The 24,502-nt window shown below is 28.4% G+C and carries 20 protein-coding genes, 2 tRNA genes and 2 CRISPR repeat arrays; of the genes, 20 read left to right on the forward strand and 2 right to left on the reverse strand.

The window, feature by feature from the left end:
- The first annotated feature begins 126 nt into the window (after positions 1 to 126).
- From MHL31_RS09015 to cas2, 15 genes are all read left to right on the forward strand, one after another.
- A complete protein-coding gene (locus MHL31_RS09015; RefSeq protein WP_240225609.1) occupies positions 127 to 618 on the forward strand; it encodes a hypothetical protein in 492 nt (163 codons plus the stop codon).
- A gap of 30 nt (positions 619 to 648) precedes the next feature.
- The gene (locus MHL31_RS09020) at positions 649 to 1,467 is read left to right on the forward strand and encodes a hypothetical protein (RefSeq protein WP_240225610.1); all 819 of its coding nucleotides are present in this window, start codon (positions 649 to 651) and stop codon (positions 1,465 to 1,467) included.
- Positions 1,452 to 1,820: a KTSC domain-containing protein gene (locus MHL31_RS09025; protein WP_240225612.1), complete on the forward strand. Its 369-nt coding sequence runs from the start codon at positions 1,452 to 1,454 to the stop codon at positions 1,818 to 1,820. Before MHL31_RS09020 ends, MHL31_RS09025 begins: the two co-directional genes overlap by 16 nt.
- Positions 1,821 to 1,851: 31 nt before the next feature.
- Positions 1,852 to 2,106 carry a hypothetical protein gene (locus MHL31_RS09030; protein WP_240225614.1) on the forward strand — a complete coding sequence of 85 codons (255 nt, stop codon included), beginning with the start codon at positions 1,852 to 1,854 and terminating at the stop codon, positions 2,104 to 2,106.
- A 381-nt stretch (positions 2,107 to 2,487) separates the two neighbouring features.
- Positions 2,488 to 3,723 carry a site-specific integrase gene (locus MHL31_RS09035; protein ID WP_240225615.1) on the forward strand — a complete coding sequence of 412 codons (1,236 nt, stop codon included), beginning with the start codon at positions 2,488 to 2,490 and terminating at the stop codon, positions 3,721 to 3,723.
- A 10-nt stretch (positions 3,724 to 3,733) separates the two neighbouring features.
- On the forward strand, positions 3,734 to 5,158 hold the full coding sequence (locus tag MHL31_RS09040) for a hypothetical protein (protein WP_240225617.1): 1,425 nt from the start codon (positions 3,734 to 3,736) through the stop codon (positions 5,156 to 5,158).
- 164 nt (positions 5,159 to 5,322) lie between these two features.
- Entirely contained in the window at positions 5,323 to 5,634 is a 312-nt protein-coding gene (locus tag MHL31_RS09045) for a helix-turn-helix domain-containing protein (RefSeq protein ID WP_240225618.1), read from the forward strand.
- Between the two features lie 49 nt (positions 5,635 to 5,683).
- On the forward strand, positions 5,684 to 6,766 hold the full coding sequence (locus tag MHL31_RS09050; protein ID WP_240225620.1) for a replication initiation protein: 1,083 nt from the start codon (positions 5,684 to 5,686) through the stop codon (positions 6,764 to 6,766).
- A 456-nt stretch (positions 6,767 to 7,222) separates the two neighbouring features.
- Positions 7,223 to 7,828 carry a hypothetical protein gene (locus tag MHL31_RS09055; protein ID WP_240225621.1) on the forward strand — a complete coding sequence of 202 codons (606 nt, stop codon included), beginning with the start codon at positions 7,223 to 7,225 and terminating at the stop codon, positions 7,826 to 7,828.
- Positions 7,829 to 8,322: 494 nt separating this feature from the next.
- Positions 8,323 to 8,688: a hypothetical protein gene (locus MHL31_RS09060; RefSeq protein ID WP_240225623.1), complete on the forward strand. Its 366-nt coding sequence runs from the start codon at positions 8,323 to 8,325 to the stop codon at positions 8,686 to 8,688.
- 471 nt (positions 8,689 to 9,159) lie between these two features.
- Positions 9,160 to 9,951 carry a type IV toxin-antitoxin system AbiEi family antitoxin gene (locus MHL31_RS09065; protein ID WP_240225625.1) on the forward strand — a complete coding sequence of 264 codons (792 nt, stop codon included), beginning with the start codon at positions 9,160 to 9,162 and terminating at the stop codon, positions 9,949 to 9,951.
- Positions 9,948 to 10,739 (forward strand): nucleotidyl transferase AbiEii/AbiGii toxin family protein, encoded by a 792-nt coding sequence (locus tag MHL31_RS09070; RefSeq protein WP_240225627.1) that lies wholly within the window; start codon positions 9,948 to 9,950, stop codon positions 10,737 to 10,739. Before MHL31_RS09065 ends, MHL31_RS09070 begins: the two co-directional genes overlap by 4 nt.
- Before the next feature lie 331 nt (positions 10,740 to 11,070).
- Complete coding sequence (gene cas9, locus MHL31_RS09075; protein ID WP_240225629.1) at positions 11,071 to 15,255, forward strand: type II CRISPR RNA-guided endonuclease Cas9; 4,185 nt, start codon at positions 11,071 to 11,073, stop codon at positions 15,253 to 15,255.
- A 55-nt stretch (positions 15,256 to 15,310) separates the two neighbouring features.
- Positions 15,311 to 16,207: a type II CRISPR-associated endonuclease Cas1 gene (gene cas1 / locus MHL31_RS09080; protein ID WP_240225631.1), complete on the forward strand. Its 897-nt coding sequence runs from the start codon at positions 15,311 to 15,313 to the stop codon at positions 16,205 to 16,207.
- Positions 16,208 to 16,248: 41 nt separating this feature from the next.
- Positions 16,249 to 16,590 (forward strand): CRISPR-associated endonuclease Cas2, encoded by a 342-nt coding sequence (gene cas2, locus MHL31_RS09085; RefSeq protein ID WP_240225633.1) that lies wholly within the window; start codon positions 16,249 to 16,251, stop codon positions 16,588 to 16,590.
- 336 nt (positions 16,591 to 16,926) lie between these two features.
- Positions 16,927 to 19,321: direct repeats of the CRISPR family, unit length 46 nt; unit sequence CCTGCGAATGCTAAGTAAAAATACAAATCTGAAAGCAATTCACAAC.
- Positions 19,322 to 19,351: 30 nt separating this feature from the next.
- Positions 19,352 to 20,308: direct repeats of the CRISPR family, unit length 46 nt; unit sequence CCTGCGAATGCTAAGTAAAAATACAAATCTGAAAGCAATTCACAAC.
- Positions 20,309 to 20,502: 194 nt separating this feature from the next.
- Here the strand turns inward: cas2 and MHL31_RS09090 are convergent.
- Positions 20,503 to 20,588, reverse strand: a tRNA-Leu gene (locus MHL31_RS09090).
- 24 nt (positions 20,589 to 20,612) lie between these two features.
- A tRNA-Gly gene (locus MHL31_RS09095) sits at positions 20,613 to 20,684 on the reverse strand.
- 210 nt (positions 20,685 to 20,894) lie between these two features.
- Between MHL31_RS09095 and cyoE the strand changes: the two genes are divergently transcribed.
- The 5 genes from cyoE to MHL31_RS09120 all read left to right on the forward strand — a co-directional run bounded on the left by cyoE (position 20,895) and on the right by MHL31_RS09120 (position 24,499).
- On the forward strand, positions 20,895 to 21,767 hold the full coding sequence (gene cyoE, locus MHL31_RS09100) for a heme o synthase (RefSeq protein ID WP_371824115.1): 873 nt from the start codon (positions 20,895 to 20,897) through the stop codon (positions 21,765 to 21,767).
- A 12-nt stretch (positions 21,768 to 21,779) separates the two neighbouring features.
- Entirely contained in the window at positions 21,780 to 22,361 is a 582-nt protein-coding gene (locus tag MHL31_RS09105) for a cytochrome c oxidase subunit 3 (RefSeq protein ID WP_240225637.1), read from the forward strand.
- A 57-nt stretch (positions 22,362 to 22,418) separates the two neighbouring features.
- Positions 22,419 to 23,399 carry a cytochrome c oxidase subunit 3 gene (locus MHL31_RS09110; RefSeq protein WP_240225639.1) on the forward strand — a complete coding sequence of 327 codons (981 nt, stop codon included), beginning with the start codon at positions 22,419 to 22,421 and terminating at the stop codon, positions 23,397 to 23,399.
- A 19-nt stretch (positions 23,400 to 23,418) separates the two neighbouring features.
- A complete protein-coding gene (locus MHL31_RS09115) occupies positions 23,419 to 23,775 on the forward strand; it encodes a cytochrome C oxidase subunit IV family protein (protein WP_240225641.1) in 357 nt (118 codons plus the stop codon).
- 73 nt (positions 23,776 to 23,848) lie between these two features.
- Positions 23,849 to 24,499 (forward strand): hypothetical protein, encoded by a 651-nt coding sequence (locus MHL31_RS09120; RefSeq protein ID WP_240225642.1) that lies wholly within the window; start codon positions 23,849 to 23,851, stop codon positions 24,497 to 24,499.
- The last annotated feature ends 3 nt before the right edge of the window (positions 24,500 to 24,502 follow it).

The raw sequence follows: 24,502 nt of genomic DNA on the forward strand, positions 1-24,502 counted from the left end.
GTGCTTAATTAGTGTAGTATTGAAGGAGTTACACATCTTTAAAAATCCAATTAATTATAAGGTTATGACAAAAATCATTGGTATATTATTTGAAAACATCTAATTTTAGATATAAATTCATTTGCTATGAAATATGTTTTTATTTTAATTCTTTTCCTATTTAGTATCTTTTCCTTTTCTCAACAATTAGAAGTTGATGAGTTAGTTGAAATTTTCAAAACTAACTATTCAAAAGTAGAACCGCTATTGATTAATAATGGTTTTGATTTCAAAGGTGAAGACAACAGTAAATATCCGTTACATGAGATAACTTTTAGTACAAACAGTAAATATATTTCTGAAGTTGAAACTATTGTTTTTATTTATTCTAAAAATGATTTATCATTAACTAAAAATAAAGTGATTTATATGTTTAAAGGAAAACAAAAACACAATAATTTAGTTAAACACTTAATTAGCAGTGATTTTGAATATTTGGATAGTCTTAATTCAGAAGATATGCTTGTGAAGTACTATACACGAAAAACTGATAATCCAAAAATTTATATATCCGCATCTATCTTCATTGTACAAGATTATTTTTATTCATTAATATTTGAATTTACCATAATTGAATAAAGAAAATATAGTTTAAAACTATAATGTGATATGGCAACAATTGAGTCAATAACAATTACGTTATATAACGGTTTATACCCTTATGTAGCCAACAGAAATAAAAAGGCTTACAGAGAAGAGTTTGAGAAAAGAAAAACATTCAACACTAAATTTGCTTTAGAGTTTTTCCCTAAATACATTGACTTTGAAAAGTGGTCTAAAAACCCAAAAGACCCTTACGATATGCTTTTAATTAATTATTGGATGATTGAGGTCCCAATTGTAGGGTTAAAATATACTAACTTGTATGGCAGTTATCTAAATGGAAATAGAATACTAAATAAACACTTAAAAAATAAAACTAATTCTCCAATAAAAATTAGAAACATAAAAAAAAAGAAAATAAAACCAACAAAAGCAGAAATCCCGATTCTTAGCGAAAGTCTTTTAGAATTGTTAAATGAAAAACCTAAGAAAAGAGCCAAGACGAGAACCAAAACAAGAAAAATAAAAAGTGAGTTTAATAATAAACAGATGCTCCTTCACTTTGCTGATATTACTGATGAAATAGAATTAAAATTATCTAAAACTAGTACTGATAAAAAAGAATTTAATATTCTATTTAACAAAAATATCATTCCCATAAATAGCGACTTATTAGTATTTGCTCTTGCTTATTTTGAATTAGAAAAAAAATACAGATTAGAAGCAAAATCACTTATGACAAGGCTCTTACCTGTCGCAAAGGAAAAAGACCCAAGGTATAATGAAAATGATTTAAAAATATTTTTTAAAGAAATAGTTAATCAAAAGAAATATTTAGATGAAAAAGAAAAATTTAAAAAGCGTGTAGTATGGATAAAAAAATAATTATATTATTTCTTTTAGGTGCTGCAATACTAACATCGTGCAAAGAAAACTGTCAAGACTTACCTAGTAGTTTTGAAAATTATCAACAAGCAAAGGCTTTAGTATTGAGTGCTAATTATAAACATTCTTATAAAGCAGATACATCAGATAGCCCTTGGATTACTTCTGCAAAATACTTGAGTTGTAATAATGTCTCAGGTTTTTTTGTTATGAAAATACGTAATAAGACTTACATCTATCAAAATATGCCTCATCCTGTTTGGGAAAATTTCACAAAATCAGATTCAAAAGGAAGGTTTTATAATAAAAAAATAAAAGGTCGATACCAATTGAAATTGACTAAAAGAAAATAGGATTAACTAAATATTTAATAATAAAGGTGAAATGAAAAATTTATTTATTAAAGTTGTATTAACGATTATAGCCATTGGAGTTTGGGCTAATATTTATCAGAACCAAAAAATAATTAATAACCAATTAAGCAAAAAACCTCAAAAGGTAATAGTTTTAAACCAAGTTGATGTTACTGGAGAAGTCGAAATTGAAAACGAAGTTGATATAAACATATCAAAAATTGGTGGTGATGAAACGTGGTCTAGAAACGGGAGACTCGTAGTTGATGACTATTGGAATGATTGAAAAAGTATTTTAAAATTGAATAGATATAAGAAAAATAAATTTATCGTACAGAAACCATACAACTTGAACCCTATAAAAAACTCTTAACCAAAAAAGTTAATTGCCAGTAAACATACTTATTTTTAAATTACTGACTAAATACTGACTAGATTAGAAATAAGAAATCCATAACTGCTTAATTAAAAGTTTGTTACGGATTTTCTTGGTACTCGAGATGGGAGTACCTATAAAGTTAATCATAGTTTTATGCATTTTAACTCATTGATAATTAGTAATAAGAAATTTACTTAACCATCTTAAATTAAGTTTTATTAACTTTCTAAAATATTTATCCCCCTATTAGAACCCCTATTCAATTAACTTTACTATATTTGAATATATATGAAAGTTTCATTTAGTTTAAGAAAGGATAAAATAGATAAACAAGGCTTGATCCCTGTTAGAATGCTTATTTCACATAATGGCATTAGAATAAGAAAAGTTGTCCCTAATGTAAAAGTTAAAGAGAAAGATTGGGTAAAGAAAAGCCAGAGAGTAAAATCACCTTTAAAATCTCAAGAATACAATTATTATATTGAATACAACAAAATTATAGAAGACTTAGAATCACGAGTTAAAGAAATTTTCAGATTTATTCTTTTAAATAACATTAATCCAACTGAAGATTATTTATTAAAAAAAATTGAATCTAATGAGGAAGTACATTTAACATTTGATTTTATGACCTGCTTTCAAGAATTTATTGATAAAAATAAAAGTATTAAGGCAGAACGAACAATTAAGTCCTATGTTACAACTAAAAATTTCATACAGGACTATATAGATTATTTTAATGAGCCTTTAAACTTCGAAGATCTTGATTTTGATTTTTTTGAAAAATTTAGAATTTACTCTTTTGATATAAAAAACACAAAAAACAACTATTTTTCTAAACTTATAGGAATTCTTAAAACATTTATGTCTTGGGCTTTTGAAAAAGAATATCATACGAATCTAAATTTTAAAAAATTTAAAGCCAGCGAAGATGAAACAGAGGTTATTTATTTAACAATGGAAGAATTAATGAACCTCTATAAATTTGAATTCGATTCAGATAGGTTAAGTCACGTAAGAGATGTTTACTGTTTTGGATGTTTCACAGGTCTGAGGTTCAGTGACTTAAAAGTTTTAAGAACCTCTAATATTTTTGAAGATCACTTAATGCTGAATATTGTAAAAACCAAAACAATTGGACATAAAGTACCATTGAACCAATATTCAAAGTCTATTTTAGAAAAATATAAAGACACTATTTACGAGCCATTACCAGTCATTTCAAGTCAAAAATTTAATAAGTACATAAAAGAGTGTTGTGAAAAAGTTAAAATAACAACACCTACAATTATTACAAGATATATAGGGCAAAAAATAGTAAATAAAACTGTTCCAAAATATGAAGTAATTACGAGTCACACAGCACGTAAAACATTTGTAACCAACTCTTTAATACTAGGCATGAAAGAAATGATTGTTAGAAATATTACTGGACATAAGAAAGAAGAATCATTTAGAAAATATGTAAAAATCGCTGAAGATTTTAAGAAACAAGAAATGGATAATACATGGAATAAGATATAAAGACTGAAAAATGAAAAAGAAAATTTTTTTAATAAAGCGCAATGAAAAAATTCTACTTGAAGACCCTAATCCAGAGGCTTTTACATTAGACATCAATAAACTAAAAGATAAATACCCAATTATAGAAGAGTCTAATCACAAGAAATTCAGGGATAAATACTCTAATTACATTACTCATGAATTCACACCTCACTCAGAAATTTCTTATGATAATATATATAAGATTATTTTCAGTAAAAATCTTGGTATAATACCTCTTTGTAATAATTTTTTAGAACATATTTATAGTCTTCCACCAATAACGAAGATAATATCTATATTAAATCATGCGGTTGCATTAGAAAAAGAGAGATTAATTTATACTGAAGTAGGGAAAATAGCTCTTACAGAATTTGAAAGGTATTTAGATGATGAATTAGATATTCCTTCTAAAAATCCAAAGAGTTTGTATAATCTTTATTCTAAATGTTCATTTAATGAGGTTGAAGAACTACAATGTAAAAGTGTTTATTTCCATACTTTCTATTTCTGTACATTAGGAGAGAAAATACCAAAAGAAATGGAAAATATATTTGAATTTTACGATTTAAAAAATTATCAAAAGAGAATTGAAAATAAGATTTCAATAATTAATCAAGATAGCGAACTCTTAATGTTTAGCCCTTTACTATATGATTTTAATCAATGGTCTAAATTAATACATTACGAATTTTCAATAATAACGAATGAATATTTAAGATTATTATTTAAAAAAAAAATATTGAGTTCTCTCAATCAGTTAAAAAATAGAATTGGGTATGATAAAATTCCAAACCTACATAATGATAGAGTACATATACATGGGAAAATCTATTTTACACCTTCTGATATAATTAAACCTAGATTTGAAAACCCACTATTAAAATATATAGATTTTATTAAAAATTTTATATTTGATAATTCTTCACCATCTAATAATAATCAATTAATCTCAAAATTAGGTAGAAAAGTTAATAAGAAAATACCCCTTAATGTTAGTCCAAAAAAACTAAATTCTATTTTTTTAAATTTTTTTAAAATAAATATGATATCTATTGATGATGATATTGAAAGTAGAATTAAGCGCTTTATAAAAAACTGTTTTGACATAAAGCCAAAGTATTCTTTTGAATCAAAATCAATTGAAACAATTAATTTTTTAGATTTTGATTTAAGAGAAAAATTATCAAAACTTTTATATGTTTTAAACGAAATAAATATTATTACATACAATAGTTCAAGACATCTATATTTAATTTTAATAATTGAATTAAAAAATAATAATAACGAGAATATAGGGCTTAGTGAAAGCACTTTAAAGCCATTATTTCAGGAATTAAAAAATGAAAAAATCAAGATTAATAACATAATTAAAGAGATTGGTTTTGAAAGCCAAACAACCTTGAAAAACCTTTAATCTGTATAACCAAGCAAATGCCCTTTTTAAAAAAAATTCCCTCCTTTAATCTATTATAAACATTGAGTTTATGGTAACCAAAAAAAATTGGTTACTTGTTAACTCTGTTGTTTAATCCAAACTTTGCCAAAAGAAATTTAAGTTTAATTAAAACTAATATCAATATGGCAAATAATGTATTATTCTACACACACACAAAAGACGACTTAAAAAGAACCGTTCGGTTAATCCTTAACGAGCTAAGGCAAACTGAATTAATTGATTCATCAATACCTATAGATGATGAAAAACTAAGTCAGTCAGCTGCTGCTCAATTATTAGGCATATCAATAACCTCTATAATCTCCTGGAGAAAATCAGGGAAAATTCCAAGAGATGCGTATATGCGTATTGGTAGACCCATTTTTTATTCAAAGAAAAAACTTTTAGAATACGCAAGAAAAGACAAGAGTTTAGTTACTCCTAGTCGAAAATAAAAAATTATAAATTTTTCTTACTTAAATATCAATTAATAAAATTAATAGTATGGGTTTACACAATAAATATCTTAATCAAGCAAATTTTTTTACAAGGAGTCTTTTTAAACTTGATAGAGAAATCCATAAAGATATTGTATACCTCATTCAAAGTAAGATTGATTTTTTTGGTAAGTCTAAGAATATTATCAACATATCGTTTGATGATTATTTGAAAGCTAAAAATATTACAAAAAACGACACATACTCTTTTGTCCAATTCCACGAGTTTGTTGAAGAAATTAAACAAATAGGAGGAGCATTCTATAACAACATTAATAATAGTTTCATTTCATTCAATATTGTTGATAATGTACAAATTGATTATGAAAATTCAGAAACCTTAAAAATAGAACTTGGTAAGTTTGGCAAAGTTTTCTTTTTTAAAGAAAAATTACAGGAATATATTAAAGAGATAACACCACAAGGCAAGCCCCAAAAATATTGTGGACATACCCAAATTGAAAATTCGGCTTTCAAAATTAATGGAATAAGGAGAAAAAAATTCTTTGAAATAATTTCTCAGTTCAAAAATACAGGTTTTTGTAAAATTTCAGTAAATGAACTTAAAATGTATCTAGGCTACATTGAAATATACGATAAAACAACTCTAGAACCTCTCAAAAGAGATAAACAACTTAAACTAATATTTATACCTAAAGATAAATATGATTTTAAAGATAGTTACCCTAAGTATAGTGTTTTTGAGAGAGATTTTTTAGCTCCAGCAATAAAATCAATAAATAAAGATGTAAGTAAGGATATAAATAATTTAAAAATATCAAGAAAGAAAAAAACTGGAAGAAAAATCACTCATCTAGAATTTACATTTAATGCTCTAGGTAAAGATTTATCTGAAGAAGAAACTAAATGCCTAAAACACTTTCAAGATTGCGGTTTAGATAGGACACAGGTAATATTTTTACTTAAGAGAATTGGCTATAAAGAAATGTATGGACGTTGGATGGAAAACGTAGAAAGAAAAGTAATTGAAGGAGAAAGTGAGGCAAAATATTATGAAAGAAAAACACATAAGGAAATAATAAATATTTCAGGATATTTATACAGTGTTTTATTCTCGGAATTACAATAGTTATTAACAAAGATTATTTATATGAAGTACTGTTTTAAGGATACAACCTTACACTTTAAGGATGCAACCTCACACTTTAAGGATGCAACCTCACACTTTAAGGATACAACCTCATACTTTAAGGATGCAACCTCATACTTTAAGGATGCAACCTCACACTTTAAGAATGCACCCTCACACTTTAAGGATGCACCCTCACACTTTAAGGATGCACCCTCACACTATGTTAAGGATGCACCCTCACACTTAGATAAGGATACACCCTCACACTTACGCTCGGCAACACTAGTATTTACAGGTGCTACAGAGTGTCTAAAATACTACTGTTAAATAATGAAAATGAATAAAACTTCTGTATTTATAATACGAAAAAATGAATAAATATAAAATTAGGTAAAGGGAAAAAATAGTTTTCCCAACTTAAACTTGATATTAAATTTTAATAAAAGTAAAATCATGAAAAAAATCACCACAAATGTTTTAAAAAAAATATACAAAGAAGAAGCTGAAATTTATTTCGGAAACTTAGGAAGATATTTTATAATTGATGAAAATAATAAAGATTACCTAAACTATCTATGCCACTATTTTGCTGAAAGCTTAGATTTTGAAAAAAAATTTGGAGGAGAACTTAGAAAAGGACTTATGGTTACTGGCAAACTAGGTACAGGTAAATCTTCTTCTTTTGATATTGTTCAGAACATATCCAAAAAACACAAATTTACATCTTTATGGTTCGCTAAAAGATCAGCTAATGAGATAGTAACAAAATACAATGAAAGCCCCTTAAAAGACTCTATAATAAGGGACGCTTCAAGAGGCAAACTGTATTTCGATGACCTAGGAGCTGAAAAAGAAGCTTCCAATTTCGGAAAAGAAGATATTTTCGTGAGAATTTTTGAATTAAGATATGAGGCATTTAAAGAAAAAGGAACCAAGACTTTTATAAGCACCAATTACTCAATATATGACATAAAAAAAAGATACGGAATTAGGCTATATGATCGCTTTAAAGAGATGTTTAATCTTATAGAACTAAATGGTGAAAGTAGAAGATTTTAAAAAACATTAAAATTAATTATAATGAGGATAATAACACATCAATAATAATTAATTATTCGATAAACTTAGGTTTTAGCAAGGTGTGTTATCGACAGGTCGATAACTCAAAATCCTACGAAGTTTTGACCTTGATTTATGCTCCTTACAGTTGCAGAAATACCTAAAAATTAAAAATTTCAATACCCCCCCTTAACTATATATGAAAAAATCAAGAGCATTAAAAACCAAAAACAGAAGACCATTTTTAGAAGACGGCTTAAAAGGAAATGAGTTAAAAAACTATTTATTTAATCATAAAGTTGATAAAAGAATTAAATAAGATTGGAGTTAACATCAACCAAGCCGTAAAAAAATAAACAGTTTTAATACAAAAGATTAAAAGACAAATAAGCAAATAGAAAACTTACTATCATTTATGGATAGAGTAATGCATCTTCTTAATCAATTGTTATTTTAACTAAAAAAATCAAGCTAAACAGCTAAATAATAATAATATGAAAATATATTTAAACTTAACAACCCTGCAAAACTTGCTTTCAATTTTTGAAAAAGCTCCATACAACTATCTTAGTTCAAATAGGAACAGTATTTTAACACATAATGAAATGTTACATAGAAAAATTTTAAGCCCAATGGGTATTCCTCCAATTTCTAACAAAGAATTGGTTTTTAGAAAAATTTATGAACTCAACAATATTGAATCAAAAAAACAACTGTATGGTCTCTACAAATCTATTGAATTTATTAAATTTTACGGTTTAAACATTTATGAAATTAGCCTTATTATTGACGAAATTGTATTTGAAATCGAGAATTATTATTTAACACCAAATAGAACCATTTTTAACCCCTTTTCCTAGTTTACAACAAATAAAATTGATTCAATTATAATCCTTAAGACAATGTATATCTAAACTCATTTTTACAGAGGAATTTATTTATAAAATTATTGGCAACATATCATCAACATTAAGATATATGAATGATGTAAGTCATGTCATATATGTGATAAATGTTATATATGTAATAAATGTTATATATATAATAAATATTATATGTCTAAATTTTCAGGAAGAACTTTTTTCCCTTTTCCTTAAAATATACTTGAATTAATTAATTGGGGTGTGTAATTACGCATTATTAAATTCAAATATATACGTCATTTATATCATATAAATCATATAAGTCATATAAGTCATATAAGTCATATAATTAAACAACGAAATTGTGGGGGTGTGTAATTACGCATTTTCAATAAATACATCAAAAATTTATAGTAAAAATTTGAGATAAGTATCATTTTTTACTACTTTTATAAAAATTTTACTAAAGTGAATGCTAAGGATTATATAAAACAATTATTATCTATTGAGAATTTCTCCTTTTCACTTGAAGAAATTACTCAGCAAACAGATAATAAAGGAACATCACTAAAATTTGAACTTGCCAGATTAATTGAAAAAAAAGAAATTGTAAACCTTAGAAAAGGTTTTTATTTGATTATCCCTCCCAGATATTCAAGACAAGGACAGATTCCTATTCAACTTTACATTGAGAAACTTTTTAAATATTTAAATAAATCTTATTATTTAGGATTTTATACTGCAGCAAAATTCCACGGAGCAAGTCACCAACAATCACAAAAAGAATATGTGATGATTCAAACACCTTCATTACCTGATATTAATAAAAACTCTGTTGATATTCGGTTTTTCACAACAACTACTTTGACTAACAAAAATATTATTGAAAAAAAATCAGATGCAGGAATTTTTAAAATATCAAGCCCTGTACTAACAACTGTTGACTTGATTCACCACCAAACTAAATTAGGGGGACTCAATAGAATGCTTGCAATTATTGAAGAGTTATCTGAAGAAATAAATGAAATCGACTTAAGTGAATTACTCACCTGGTACCCACATAAGAGTACTTTACAACGATTAGGCTTCATTCTTGAATTAGTTGAAGCCGATGAAAAATTAATTGAAATACTATCAAAGTATTTTGAAAGAGATAATTATTATCCTGTTTTATTAAGCCCTAGATCATCAGAAAAACCTGGAGCAGTAAATAATAAGTGGAAAGTGGCTATAAATATTAAACTAGAAAGCGATTTATGATCCCAAAACCAGATATAGCAAAATGGCAAGCCCATGCACCTTGGAAACAATTTTACCAGATAGAACAAGACTTAGTTATTAGTAGAGCCTTAATTGAAATCTTTTCAGATGATTTTCTCCAAGAAAATTTGGCTTTTAGAGGTGGTACAGCTTTACATAAGCTATATTTAAATCCAGCACCAAGATATTCTGAAGATATAGATTTAGTTCAGATAAAACCTGGACCTATAAAACCAGTAATGCAACGCATAAATGAAGTTATTACATTTTTTGAAGAAAAAAGAAGTACAAAAATAGGAGGTCATGGAGCGAAAGCATTGTATAGATTTAATTCAGAATATGAGGATATTCGTCTCAGGTTAAAATTAGAAATAAACTGTAAAGAACATTTTAATGTATTAGAATGGGTTGATTTTCCTTTTGAAGTAAAAAGCGAATGGTTTTCTGGTAAAGCTAAGATTAGAACTTATAACATAAATGAACTCTTAGGAACAAAAATGAGAGCTTTATACCAGCGTAGCAAAGGACGAGATTTATTCGATTTAGATTATTCAAGGTTGAATATGGAATTGAATACTGAAGAAATAATTGAAAGCTTTAAAGAGTACACAACCTTTTCTACAGGGAACAGACCCCCTAGTCAAAAAGAATTTTTACAAAATATTGAAGAAAAAGAGCAAGACCCAAATTTTACAGGAGACATGGAAGCTCTTTTGAGACCAGAAATAACATACAACCAAGAAGCTGCTTTTAAGTGGCTTAAAAGTGAATTGATAGAAAAAATATAAGTTTAAATATATAAAAAAACTGTTTTAAATAAATTTAACCCATTTATACCCCTAGTATAATTTTAATTAAACGTTAAAAAAAGACACTCAAATTAATGAGTGCCATTTTAAATGTTTTCACAACGGAATAATCCTTATTGTGAATTGCTTTCTGATTTGTAATTCAAATATACACAAAAAGAGAATACTATTTAATGACACAAATCATTTTTGATAAAATTTTTTTTTAGTAAATTCAAAGTTTAAAATTGTTTTGAAATTAATCTTTATCTATTCTATCTTTTTTTAGAATTAGATAAGGGTTTCTTCTTATAAAAAAGTTGTATTACACATGAAAAAAATATTAGGATTAGACCTTGGAACAGCGTCTATTGGATGGGCTTTGGTAAAAGAAGCTGAAGTATTAACTGAGAAATCTGAAATTATTAAATTAGGTGTACGAGTTAATCCGTTAACAACAGATGAACTAACAGATTTTGAAAAAGGTAGACCTCTTTCTGTAAATGCAGATAGAACATTAAAACGCGGAGCTAGAAGAAATTTACAACGATTTAAATTACGTAGAAAGAATTTAATTGAAATACTTTGTAAATATGATTTAATTTCAAAAGATACACCATTAACTGAAATTGGTAAAGAAACTACACATCAAACATTAGCGTTAAGAGCAAAAGCAGCTAAAGAAAAAATTGATTTAGATGAATTTGCCCGTGTATTATTAACGATAAACAAAAAGAGAGGATATAAAAGTAGTAGAAAAGCTGTAAGCGAAGATGAAGGTGTTGCAGTAGATGGAATGGCTGTTGCAAAAGAGTTGTATGAGAATAATTTAACACCTGGTGAATATGTTTTTGCTTTATTAAAAAAAGATAAAAAATTTATTCCAGATTTTTATCGCTCAGACTTACAAGAAGAGTTTAATAAAATTTGGGAAACACAAAAACAGCATTATCCATCTATTTTAAGCGATGAACTATTTCTAGAATTACAAGGTAAAAACAAAGGTGCTACTTGGAAAATTTGTGAAATACCTTTTAATATTGTTGGAATAAAATTAGATGGTACTGCTAAAGAACAAAAACTAAAAAAGTATCAATTACGAGCAGAATCACTTCAAAGTAAAATAAGTTTAGAACATTTAGCTATTGTTTTACAAGAAATTAACAATGAACTAAATAAATCTAGTGGTTATTTAGGGGCTATTAGTGATAGAAGTAAAGAATTATATTTCAATAAGCTAACTGTTGGTGAGTATCTGTACAAACAAATTAAAGAAAATCCACATACATCACTTAAAAATCAAGTCTTTTATAGACAAGATTATTTAGATGAATTTGAACAAATTTGGGAAGTACAAGCAAGATATCATTCAATTTTAACAGCAGATCTTAAAGAAGAAATAAGAGATATAATTATTTTTTATCAGCGTAAATTAAAGTCTCAAAAAGGCTTGCTAAGTTTTTGTCAGTTTGAAAGTAAAGAGCAAGAATACATAGATGCTCTTACTGGGAAAACAAAAAAGAGAACTATTGGACCAAAAGTAATTTCTAAATCTTCACCTTTATTTCAAGAGTTTAAAATTTGGCAAAACCTAAATAACTTAGAGTTTAAACCCAAAAAAAACTTAGAGAACAATAAAGAAAAATTTGTATTAGATGAAGAAACAAATCAATTACTTTTTGAAGAATTAAATATAAGAGGAGATTTAAAAGCTAATGAAGTTTTAAAATTTTTAGGCAAAAAACCGTCTGAGTGGAAATGTAATTTTGAGAAAATTGAAGGGAATAGAACCAACCAAGCATTGTACAATGTTTATCAACAAATATGCGAAATTGAAGGTTATGGGTTTGATTGGAATAAAAAAACAGCGATTGAAATAAAAGATGAGCTTAAAGTTGTATTTCCTCAAATAGGAATAAAATCAACTATTTTAGATTTTGACACTACTGTAGAAGGAATTGATTTTGATAAGCAAGACAGTTATCAACTTTGGCATTTATTATATGCTGCAGAGGATGATGGAAAAATTAGTGAAGCCGATAAAATTGTTTATGGCAACTTAAATGTAAACCTTAAAAAGAAATTACACTTAAAATATGGATTTAAGCCTGAGTATGCAAAACTATTGTCTTCAATAAGTTTACAACAAGATTATAGTAGTTTATCTACAAAAGCAATAAGAAAAATATTACCATATTTACAAAATGGAAACGAATTTTCTGAAGCTTGTAAATTAGCCGGTTATAATCATTCTAACTCTTTAACAAAAGATGAATTAGCGAAACGTACTTTGAAGGATACTTTAGAATTACTTCCTAAAAATAGCTTAAGAAATCCTGTAGTTGAAAAGATTTTAAATCAAATGGTTAACCTAATCAATCAAGTAATTGAAAGGTATGGAAAGCCCGATGAAGTACGTATAGAGTTAGCTCGTGAATTAAAAAAATCTGCCAAAGAACGTGCAGAAATGACTAGCTTTATTTCAAAAGCTACTACTGCCAATATTGATATTAAAAAAACAATTACAAAAGAATACGGTATACCTAACCCAACTAAAAATGATGTTATTCGCTATAAGTTATGGCAAGAGTTAGCTCCTTTAGGTTATAAAACAATATTTACTGGTAAAGAAATTTCGCCTCAACAATTATTCTCAAAAGAAATTGATATTGAACATATTATACCAAAAGCATTACTATTTGATGATTCCTTTTCAAATAAAACATTGGCTTTTAAAAAAATTAACTTACAAAAAAGAGATAGAACTGCTCTAGATTTTATTGAAGAAGATTTTAATGATCAAGTTGACAATTTTAAAAGTAGGGTAGAAACACTTTTTAATAAAGGAAAAGGCTTAATTAGTAACGGAAAGTATAAAAAAATGCTAATGAGCAAAGAGAATTTACCCGATGGTTTTATTGAACGCGATTTGCGTAACTCCCAATATATTGCAAAAAAAGCAAGAACAATGTTGTTAGATGTATTTCCAAATGTTGTCGCAACTACTGGAGGTATTACAAATAAATTGCGTGAAGATTGGGGATTAATTAATATAATGAAAGAACTTAACTTACCTAAGTATAAAGCATTGGGTTTAACTGATATTGAAATAAGAAAAAACAATAAAGAAGTTGAAGTAATAAAAGATTGGACAAAACGAAATGACCATAGACATCATGCAATGGATGCTTTAACCGTTGCTTTTACATCTCATAATCATATACAATATATTAATAATTTAAGTGCTAGAAAAAATAAAAAAAATGAAAAGCATACATCAATATTGGGAATTGAACGTTTAATAACGTTTAAAGAAAATGGAGGAAAACGAAAATTTAAAGCTCCAATTGAAAATTTCCGTGAAGAGGCTAAAAAGCATATTGAATCCATTTTAATTTCTTTTAAAACTAAAAATAAAGTTGTTACAAGAAATGTAAATAAAATAAAACAAGGTAAAAATAGTGTTTTAGAAAAAATACAATTGACTCCTAGAGGTCAATTACATAAAGAAACAGTTTATGGTAAATTAAACGAGCCTATTGTTAAACTTGAAAAAGTGAATGCTAAGTTTACACCTAAAAAAATAAATGAAATTACTAAACCAATATATAGAGAAGCATTACTAAATAGATTATCTAAATTTGGAAACAATCCTAAAAAAGCTTTTACAGGTAAAAATAGTTTAACTAAAAATCCAATTTATTTAAATGCTGCTAAAACTAAATTAGTACCAGAAGTAGTAAAAACTAAAAGTTTTAACACCAATTATACTATTAGAAAAGAAGTAAATCCAGATAACTTTAAAAATGTTAAAAGTTTACAAAAAATAATTGATGTTGGTGTACGTAGAATTTTAGAAAAAAGATTAAAGGAATTTGATAACAAGCCTAAAGAAGCTTTTTCAAATTTAGAAAAGAATCCAATTTGGTTAAATAAAAATAAAACTATTGCAATTAAAAGAGTTGCTATAAGTGGTGTAAAAAATGCAGAGCCTTTGCATGCTAAAAAAGACCATTTAGGTAATAAAATTTTAATTAAAAATAAAGAGCAAGCTATTGATTTTGTAAGTACAGGTAACAACCATCATGTTGCAATTTATAAAGATGAAAAAGGAAAATTACAAGAAAAAGTAGTTTCTTTTTATGAAGCCGTAGCAAGAGTAAATGAGGATTTACCTATAATAGATAAGCATTATAATGAAGCATTGGGTTGGCAATTTTTATTTACAATGAAACAAAATGAGTTGTTTGTATTTCCATCGGATGATTTTAATCCGTATGATAAAGATTTGTTAGATATAAAGAACGCTAGTTTAATTAGCAAATACTTGTTTAGAGTTCAAAAAATTGCAACAAAAGATTATTTTTTTAGACATCATTTAGAAACAACGGTACAAGATGTGAAAGAATTAAAAGAAATAGTATATAAACGAACTGGTTTGTCAGGGATTGAGGGTGTTATTAAAGTTAGAACAAATCATTTAGGAGAAATAGTTCAGGTAGGTGAATATGATTGATAATTAACACAGCCTATTTATTTTTAGAAAATAAGTAGGCTTAAAATAATTAGTTATGATAAAGCGTACATTATTTTTTAGCAACCCAACTTATTTAAGCACCAAAAATAAGCAGTTGATAATTCAATATCCAGAGGAGGATAAAGAGATGAAAACTGTACCAATTGAAGATATTGGAATGTTGGTGTTAGAAAATCAACAAATTACGATTACCAATGGTTTATTAGCTAAATTAGTACAGCATAAAGCAGCTATTGTTAGTTGTGATGCCTTTCATTTACCAATAAGCTTATTACAACCTTTGGTAGGGCATAGTGAGCAGGCTGAACGATTTAGAAATCAATTAAACGCCAGTATTCCATTAAAAAAGAATTTATGGCAACAAACAATCAATGCAAAAATAACGAACCAGGCAGCTCATTTAGATTTGATACATATTCCTTCAAGGAAGATGTATAAATGGGCTTCCGAAGTAAAAAGTGGAGATTTAGAAAATCATGAAAGTAGAGCCGCTGTTTATTACTGGAAAAATATATTTAATATTCCAAATTTCATAAGAAATCAGCATGGAGATGCGCCAAATAATTTATTAAATTATGGTTATGCTATTTTAAGAGGCATTACCGCTAGAGCTTTGATAAGTTCTGGAATACTGCCAAGTGTGGGTATTTTTCATCATAATAAATACAATGCGTATTGTTTGGCTGATGATATTATGGAGCCATATCGGGTTTTTGTAGATATGTTGGTGAGGGAAATAGTAGAAAAAGAATATACTATTAAAGAATTAACGACCGAATTAAAAATGGAATTATTAAAAATTCCAGCAATGGATGTGCTAATTGATGGTAAAAAAAGCCCATTAATGGTAGCTTTAAGTAGAACCACCAATAGTTTGTATGAATGTTTTTCAGGAAAAAGTAGAAAAATTTTATATCCAATACTTAAGTAGTATTGATTCTGTTCACTCGGACTGTATGAACTCAATATATAATGGAACACTTTTCAAGATTAAATCAATACCGTGTTATGTGGGTACTCGTTTTTTTTGATTTGCCTACCGAAACAAAAAAGGAACGGAGAGCGGCGGCTAAATTTAGAAAACAATTGTTAGATGATGGGTTTACTATGTTTCAGTTTTCAATATATATGCGTCACTGCCCTAGCAAAGAAAATGCAGAAGTACATACTAAACGAGTAAAAACACACTTACCAAAATTAGGCAAAGTGGGAATTTTACAAATTACAGATAAGCAATTTGGTATGATGGAATTATTTTTAGCTCAAAAAGTTACTGAAATTGAGCAACCAATACAACAGTTAGAGTTATTTTAGAATTTAAAAACGCATTAAGTTTAATAAAGTTAATGTGGAATAGAAATATATTTTAATTTCTAGTAGACTACTTAACTTGCAGGTTATTAGTTTTTTAGAATCTAATACCCTGCGAATGCTAAGTAAAAATACAAATCTGAAAGCAATTCACAACTAGTTAAGGATTAAACGACCTATTGGCACACCTGCGAATGCTAAGTAAAAATACAAATCTGAAAGCAATTCACAACTGTTTTATTGTTTTTCATAATTATTGGTTTCCTGCGAATGCTAAGTAAAAATACAAATCTGAAAGCAATTCACAACATATTTTATTGTGCTTATTGTTAAATTTATCCTGCGAATGCTAAGTAAAAATACAAATCTGAAAGCAATTCACAACTAGTCTGTCTAATTCATGTTTATTTTTCCACCTGCGAATGCTAAGTAAAAATACAAATCTGAAAGCAATTCACAACCCAACATCACCTGTTATAATACCATATTCACCTGCGAATGCTAAGTAAAAATACAAATCTGAAAGCAATTCACAACTATGCTTGTAAATTTAAACCGTAGCTATGCCCTGCGAATGCTAAGTAAAAATACAAATCTGAAAGCAATTCACAACTAACTTCGTAAGCTCTTTCTGTTAAACTATCCTGCGAATGCTAAGTAAAAATACAAATCTGAAAGCAATTCACAACTAATATGTTATTATCAAATCGTTTTATTTCCTGCGAATGCTAAGTAAAAATACAAATCTGAAAGCAATTCACAACGATCCAAAGCTGTTATTATTGGCTTTTATTCCTGCGAATGCTAAGTAAAAATACAAATCTGAAAGCAATTCACAACTACACCGTTAAAACCTTCTTGCACCTGTAACCTGCGAATGCTAAGTAAAAATACAAATCTGAAAGCAATTCACAACTTATTGGATATTCAAAAGATGAATTACATCCTGCGAATGCTAAGTAAAAATACAAATCTGAAAGCAATTCACAACTGTGGTGCCAACTATCCGTTCCGTTTGCGCCTGCGAATGCTAAGTAAAAATACAAATCTGAAAGCAATTCACAACTGCAACAGCAGTTTCAATTTGTTCATCTTTCCTGCGAATGCTAAGTAAAAATACAAATCTGAAAGCAATTCACAACTTAGTTAAACGAACTCTTTTTGCTTCAAAACCTGCGAATGCTAAGTAAAAATACAAATCTGAAAGCAATTCACAACTATAGAATATGTTGAAGCGTAAACAGTTATCCTGCGAATGCTAAGTAAAAATACAAATCTGAAAGCAATTCACAACTAATCACTTGAAACATAAATGTAATTGTTGCCTGCGAATGCTAAGTAAAAATACAAATCTGAAAGCAATTCACAACTAAAATAGGCTCAATACTTTCCTCATTGTTCCTGCGAATGCTAAGTAAAAATACAAATCTGAAAGCAATTCACAACATTACGTCCTCTTCCCAGTCTCCGCCCATACCTGCGAATGCTAAGTAAAAATACAAATCTGAAAGCAATTCACAACAAGGTGCTTTATCTTATATTGAAAAATATACCTGCGAATGCTAAGTAAAAATACAAATCTGAAAGCAATTCACAACTACTCGGTAAAACCCATTCCTTTTTCTTTCCTGCGAATGCTAAGTAAAAATACAAATCTGAAAGCAATTCACAACTCTCCCCCTCGTATTTTTCAACTCCAATTACCTGCGAATGCTAAGTAAAAATACAAATCTGAAAGCAATTCACAACTCTCCGTCGGGGCGGATTGAAAAAGTTTTACCTGCGAATGCTAAGTAAAAATACAAATCTGAAAGCAATTCACAACTACAGGCTTTTCGGATTTACCAGAGCCAAACCTGCGAATGCTAAGTAAAAATACAAATCTGAAAGCAATTCACAACCCCTTTTTATTAGTTCTTCGTTTTTTTCGCCTGCGAATGCTAAGTAAAAATACAAATCTGAAAGCAATTCACAACTTGTGGTATGTTAGTTTCAAAAGAAATTTTCCTGCGAATGCTAAGTAAAAATACAAATCTGAAAGCAATTCACAACATAAGCTCCTTAAATTGTATTGTCCGTACACCTGCGAATGCTAAGTAAAAATACAAATCTGAAAGCAATTCACAACTAGCTGTGCGTAAATAAACTTGTAGGTTGACCTGCGAATGCTAAGTAAAAATACAAATCTGAAAGCAATTCACAACAAGCGGATGGTGTGTTAGTAATTTTGCGTCCTGCGAATGCTAAGTAAAAATACAAATCTGAAAGCAATTCACAACTCATTACTTCGCCATCCATACGACAAGTTGCCTGCGAATGCTAAGTAAAAATACAAATCTGAAAGCAATTCACAACTGTTGACAATTTAGGTATTGGCGGTGAGGCCCTGCGAATGCTAAGTAAAAATACAAATCTGAAAGCAATTCACAACTAGGATTGGTTTAAATATTGCAAATTCAGGCCTGCGAATGCTAAGTAAAAATACAAATCTGAAAGCAATTCACAACCGCTAAGGCTGAGAACTCTGCATTTAACACCTGCGAATGCTAAGTAAAAATACAAATCTGAAAGCAATTCACAACACCTATTGCGTTCATCATTTGCTCAATAGACCTGCGAATGCTAAGTAAAAATACAAATCTGAAAGCAATTCACAACTAATACATTACCACCATTTGCCAATGCTTCCCTGCGAATGCTAAGTAAAAATACAAATCTGAAAGCAATTCACAACTCTGTATTTGTCATATGTTCAGAATCCTTCCCTGCGAATGCTAAGTAAAAATACAAATCTGAAAGCAATTCACAACTGGGTACTCACATGGCGGTTTCTAATCACGCCTGCGAATGCTAAGTAAAAATACAAATCTGAAAGCAATTCACAACCCTGGTGTTGCTATTATATAACCTGCATCTCCTGCGAATGCTAAGTAAAAATACAAATCTGAAAGCAATTCACAACCTTTTAGCTATTGAGTATCTGTGTATTACTCCTGCGAATGCTAAGTAAAAATACAAATCTGAAAGCAATTCACAACAAAGATATAAAAAAGGTTACAGATTTAGAACCTGCGAATGCTAAGTAAAAATACAAATCTGAAAGCAATTCACAACAGACGAATTTAAAGTACAAACAGTTTGGAGCCTGCGAATGCTAAGTAAAAATACAAATCTGAAAGCAATTCACAACAAAACCGCTAAGGTATTAACTGTTGCTTTACCTGCGAATGCTAAGTAAAAATACAAATCTGAAAGCAATTCACAACTATGTCTACATATTCCGACATACTATAAAACCTGCGAATGCTAAGTAAAAATACAAATCTGAAAGCAATTCACAACCTCTTTACCTTTATTATCTAAATCTTGTATCCTGCGAATGCTAAGTAAAAATACAAATCTGAAAGCAATTCACAACTAACTGATAAAAAGTCGTTTTAAAATTCACCTGCGAATGCTAAGTAAAAATACAAATCTGAAAGCAATTCACAACTTAATCCAGTTCTGCATAAGCGTTACCATTCCTGCGAATGCTAAGTAAAAATACAAATCTGAAAGCAATTCACAACAACCAAACTATTTAATAAGAATTTACGAAACCTGCGAATGCTAAGTAAAAATACAAATCTGAAAGCAATTCACAACAGAAAACAGCGAAATCAACAACAAGAAAATCCTGCGAATGCTAAGTAAAAATACAAATCTGAAAGCAATTCACAACGTACTGTTTGGGTTTAATTCGGAGAATTTCCTGCGAATGCTAAGTAAAAATGTAGAATTCTTCCTATATAGATTAACTATAATTTTTGCTTAAACACAACAATTAGGCTTGATCGCCAAACTCATTTAACCCCCTAAACAAACCCCTAAAAAACAAAAAACTCTTGAAAATCAAACGATTAACAAGAGTTTTAGTACTCGAGATGGGACTTGAACCCATACGGACATTACTGTCCACTGGATTTTAAGTCCAGCGTGTCTACCAATTCCACCACTCGAGCATTGGTATTTTATATATGTTGTAGAGCGAAAGACGGGATTTGAACCCGCGACCCTCACCTTGGCAAGGTGATGCTCTACCCCTGAGCTACTTTCGCAGTCATTATTTCTTTATGAACGTAGCACTTGATATCTCAATTGCGAGTGCAAATTTAAAACTATTTTAATAATAGCAAAGACTTTTTTGAATTTTATTTTAATTTTTTTTTAATCTCCTTATTTTAAGGTTGTAAATGTGTAATAATAAAATATCTTTGCACAGATTCAAATAACAAATGCACCTAACTTCAAATAGTTTTAAAAATAAAATGAATTTCTCAGCAATTTTTAGTGATTTTAAACAATTAACAAAAGTAGGTTTATCACTTAGTGTTGTATTTTCTTCTATTGCAGGTTATTTATTAGCTGCCGAAAAAATTGAAATTTACACACTAATTCTATTAGCTATTGGAGGTTATTTAATGGTTGGGGCTTCTAATGCTTTTAACCAAATTATAGAAAAAGATACCGATGCTTTAATGAAACGTACTAAAAACAGACCATTACCAACAGGTAGAATGCACGTTTCTATGGCTCTTGTTATTGCAATTACATTTACAATTGTTGGATTAGCAATTCTGTATAGTATCAACCCTAAAAGTGCTTTATTTGGCGCTATCTCTATATTTTTATATACAAGTATTTACACACCTTTAAAAGCAGTTACACCTTTAGCTGTTTTTGTGGGCGCTATTCCAGGTGCCATTCCTTTTATGTTGGGTTGGGTTGCAGCCACAAATAATTTCTCTATAGAGCCAGGAATGTTATTTTTAATTCAGTTTTTTTGGCAATTTCCACATTTCTGGGCTATTGCTTGGTTACAATACGATGAGTATAAAAAGGCAGGTTTTAACCTAATGCCAATGGGACAAAAAAACAAAAAAGCAGTTATTCAAATTATAATTTACACTTGCTGTTTAATTATTGTTTCAATAATACCAGTTTTAAAATTAACAGGAAGTTTTTATATTTACCCAATTACTGCTTTAATTTTAGTTGCTTTAGGTAGTACAATGCTGTATTATGCATTAAAATTATACAAACATCAAACAAATAAAGAAGCCAGACAATTAATGTTATCAAGTGTTTTATACATTACATTAATTCAGGTAATTTATGTAGTAGATAAATTTTTACACTAAAAAAATTAAAAAATGAAAGTTACTTTAGACGAAGAATATAAACAAGCCAAAAAAAAGTCTGCTAAACCAATGCTATGGGTTTCTATGATTAGTATGACTATGATGTTTGCAGGTTTAACAAGTGCCTATGTTGTTAGTAGAAAAAGAGCTGACTGGGTTGCTTTTGATTTACCAAATGCATTTTATACAAGTACAATATTAATTATTATAAGTAGTATTACTTTTTTACTAGCTAAATTTTTTATTAAAAAAGACAACCGACAGTTAACAACCATCACTCTTTTAACTACCTTAATTTTAGGAATTGGTTTTGTATATTTTCAATTCGAAGGTTTTAATCAATTATTTAATGCTGGATTTGTTTTTGCTGGCGAACAAAGCACTGTAAAATCATCTTTCATTATTGGTATTTCTCTTGCACATATTGCACATGTTGCCGCTGGAATTATTGTGCTTTTGGTTGTAACTACAAATCACTTTCTAAAAAAATACAATTCTAAAAATACACTTGGACTAGAATTAGGTGCTATTTTCTGGCATTTTGTTGATATCCTATGGATTTATCTGTTTTTATTTTTCTATTTTATCAGATAATAAAAAAAAAATGTATTTTTGGCACAACTAAACTAAAAAAATCAAAACAAAACTTATATGGAAGCAACTGTTGCTACTAAAACTAATGGAAAAATTTGGGATGGTGGATCTAACAAACCATTAGGTGCTAGCTATGGTAAAATGATGATGTGGTTCTTTATTTTATCAGATGCACTTACATTCTCAGGATTTTTAGCTGCCTACGGACTAATACGATTTAAATTTATTGAATCTTGGCCAATTGCAGATGAAGTATTTACGCATTTCCCTTTTTTACACGGAGTACACGCTCCAATGTATTATGTGGCTTTAATGACCTTTATTTTAATATTTTCATCCGTAACAATGGTGTTAGCTGTGGATGCTGGTCATCAAATGAATAAAAAGAAAGTGACATTTTATATGTTTCTTACTATAATTGGTGGGCTTATATTCTTAGGTTCTCAAGGTTGGGAATGGAAAAATTTTATTAACGGATCTTATGGAGCTGTACAACTAAACGATGGTAAAATTGTTCAATTTGTTGACGCTACAGGCCATCAAGTTTCTTTAGAAAGTTTTGCCAAATCTTCAAATTCGGAAAGAACGCTACACACAAAAGATAAAGGATTATGGTTTGTTGAAGAATCTGCACTAGCAGCTTTTACAGTAAAAGAAGTAATAGATGGATTTAATGCAAATCCAGACATTTCAATAAGAACTGAACTTATCAATCCAGAAACAAAAAAGAAAACTATTATACCGCGTGAAAATGCAATGGCCTACTTAAACGAAGCTAAAATGGTAGTTAATGGAGCTAATTTAAAAGTAAATGAATACGGTAAAACTATATTTGCCGATTTCTTTTTCTTTATAACTGGTTTTCATGGATTTCACGTATTTACAGGGGTTTTAATTAATATTATTATCTTTTTTAATGTAATTATAGGAACTTACGAACGTAGAGGACATTATGAAATGGTTGAAAAAGTAGGTTTATACTGGCATTTTGTAGATTTAGTTTGGGTATTTGTATTTACATTTTTCTATCTAGTTTAATTCATTAAAATTATTAAAAATGACAGCACATTCTCAAGAACATACATCGCACACAAAATTAATTTGGAAAGTATTTGGTATCCTTTCATTTGTAACAATTATTGAAGTTGTTTTAGGTATTATTAAACCAGATTCGCTTCACTTAACAACTTTCTTAGGAACAAGTCCTTTAAACATTATTTTTCTTGTACTAACAATAGTAAAAGCATACTATATTACTTGGTATTTTATGCATATGGTAGAAGAAAAAAAGAGTTTAAGACGCTCTGTTGTTTGGACTTCAGTTTTTCTAATATTATATTTAGCTACTTTATTATTAATTGAAGGAAGCTACCTAAACGATGTTTTAGCTCCACTAGTAAAATGGAATTACTAATAACACTATCAATTTTTTAAATCGAAGAAGGTGGTTTTATTAACCACCTTTTTTTATTTTTGTAAAAAACACAATGAAAAAATTCTGGATACTTTTCAGTTTATTTATTTTACCACTAGTTTTTTATATTTTTCTATCTAAAGGAATTTATAAATATGCAAACTTACCAATATTAACAGAAAACGTACAGAATGTAAATCAGTTTTCTAAAGAATCAAAAACAGCTACTTTTACCGAAAACTTAACTGTGCTTTGCTTTTTAGGTAATGAATTAAACACAGCAAAAGGTAGCATGTTTAATCTTAATCAAACAATTTACAAACGTTACTACCAAAAACCGTATTTTCAAATTGTTGCAATAGTTCCTAAAGAATCAAAAGAAGCTTACCAAGAAGCAATTGCAGAACTTTCAGCCTTTACAGATATTAGTAAATGGAATTTTATTTATACCGATAAAACAAACATTAACATTCTATTTAACAGCCTTAAAACACCATTTTCTTTAAATGCAGCATTATATTCTGAAAACGCCTATATTGTAGATATGGAATTACGCTTAAGAGGAAGAAAAGATGATGAGGATACTAAAGATGGAAAATTATACGGATATAATATGAAGTCTGTTGCAACGTTAAAAAATAAGATGAAAGATGATATTGACATTATCTATTATCAATTAAAAAAATCTGCTGAAAAAGAAAAACGAAGAAAAAGAGAAATCTAATCT

This window comes from Lutibacter sp. A80, assembly GCF_022429645.1.
Classification (GTDB): Bacteria; Bacteroidota; Bacteroidia; order Flavobacteriales; family Flavobacteriaceae; genus Lutibacter.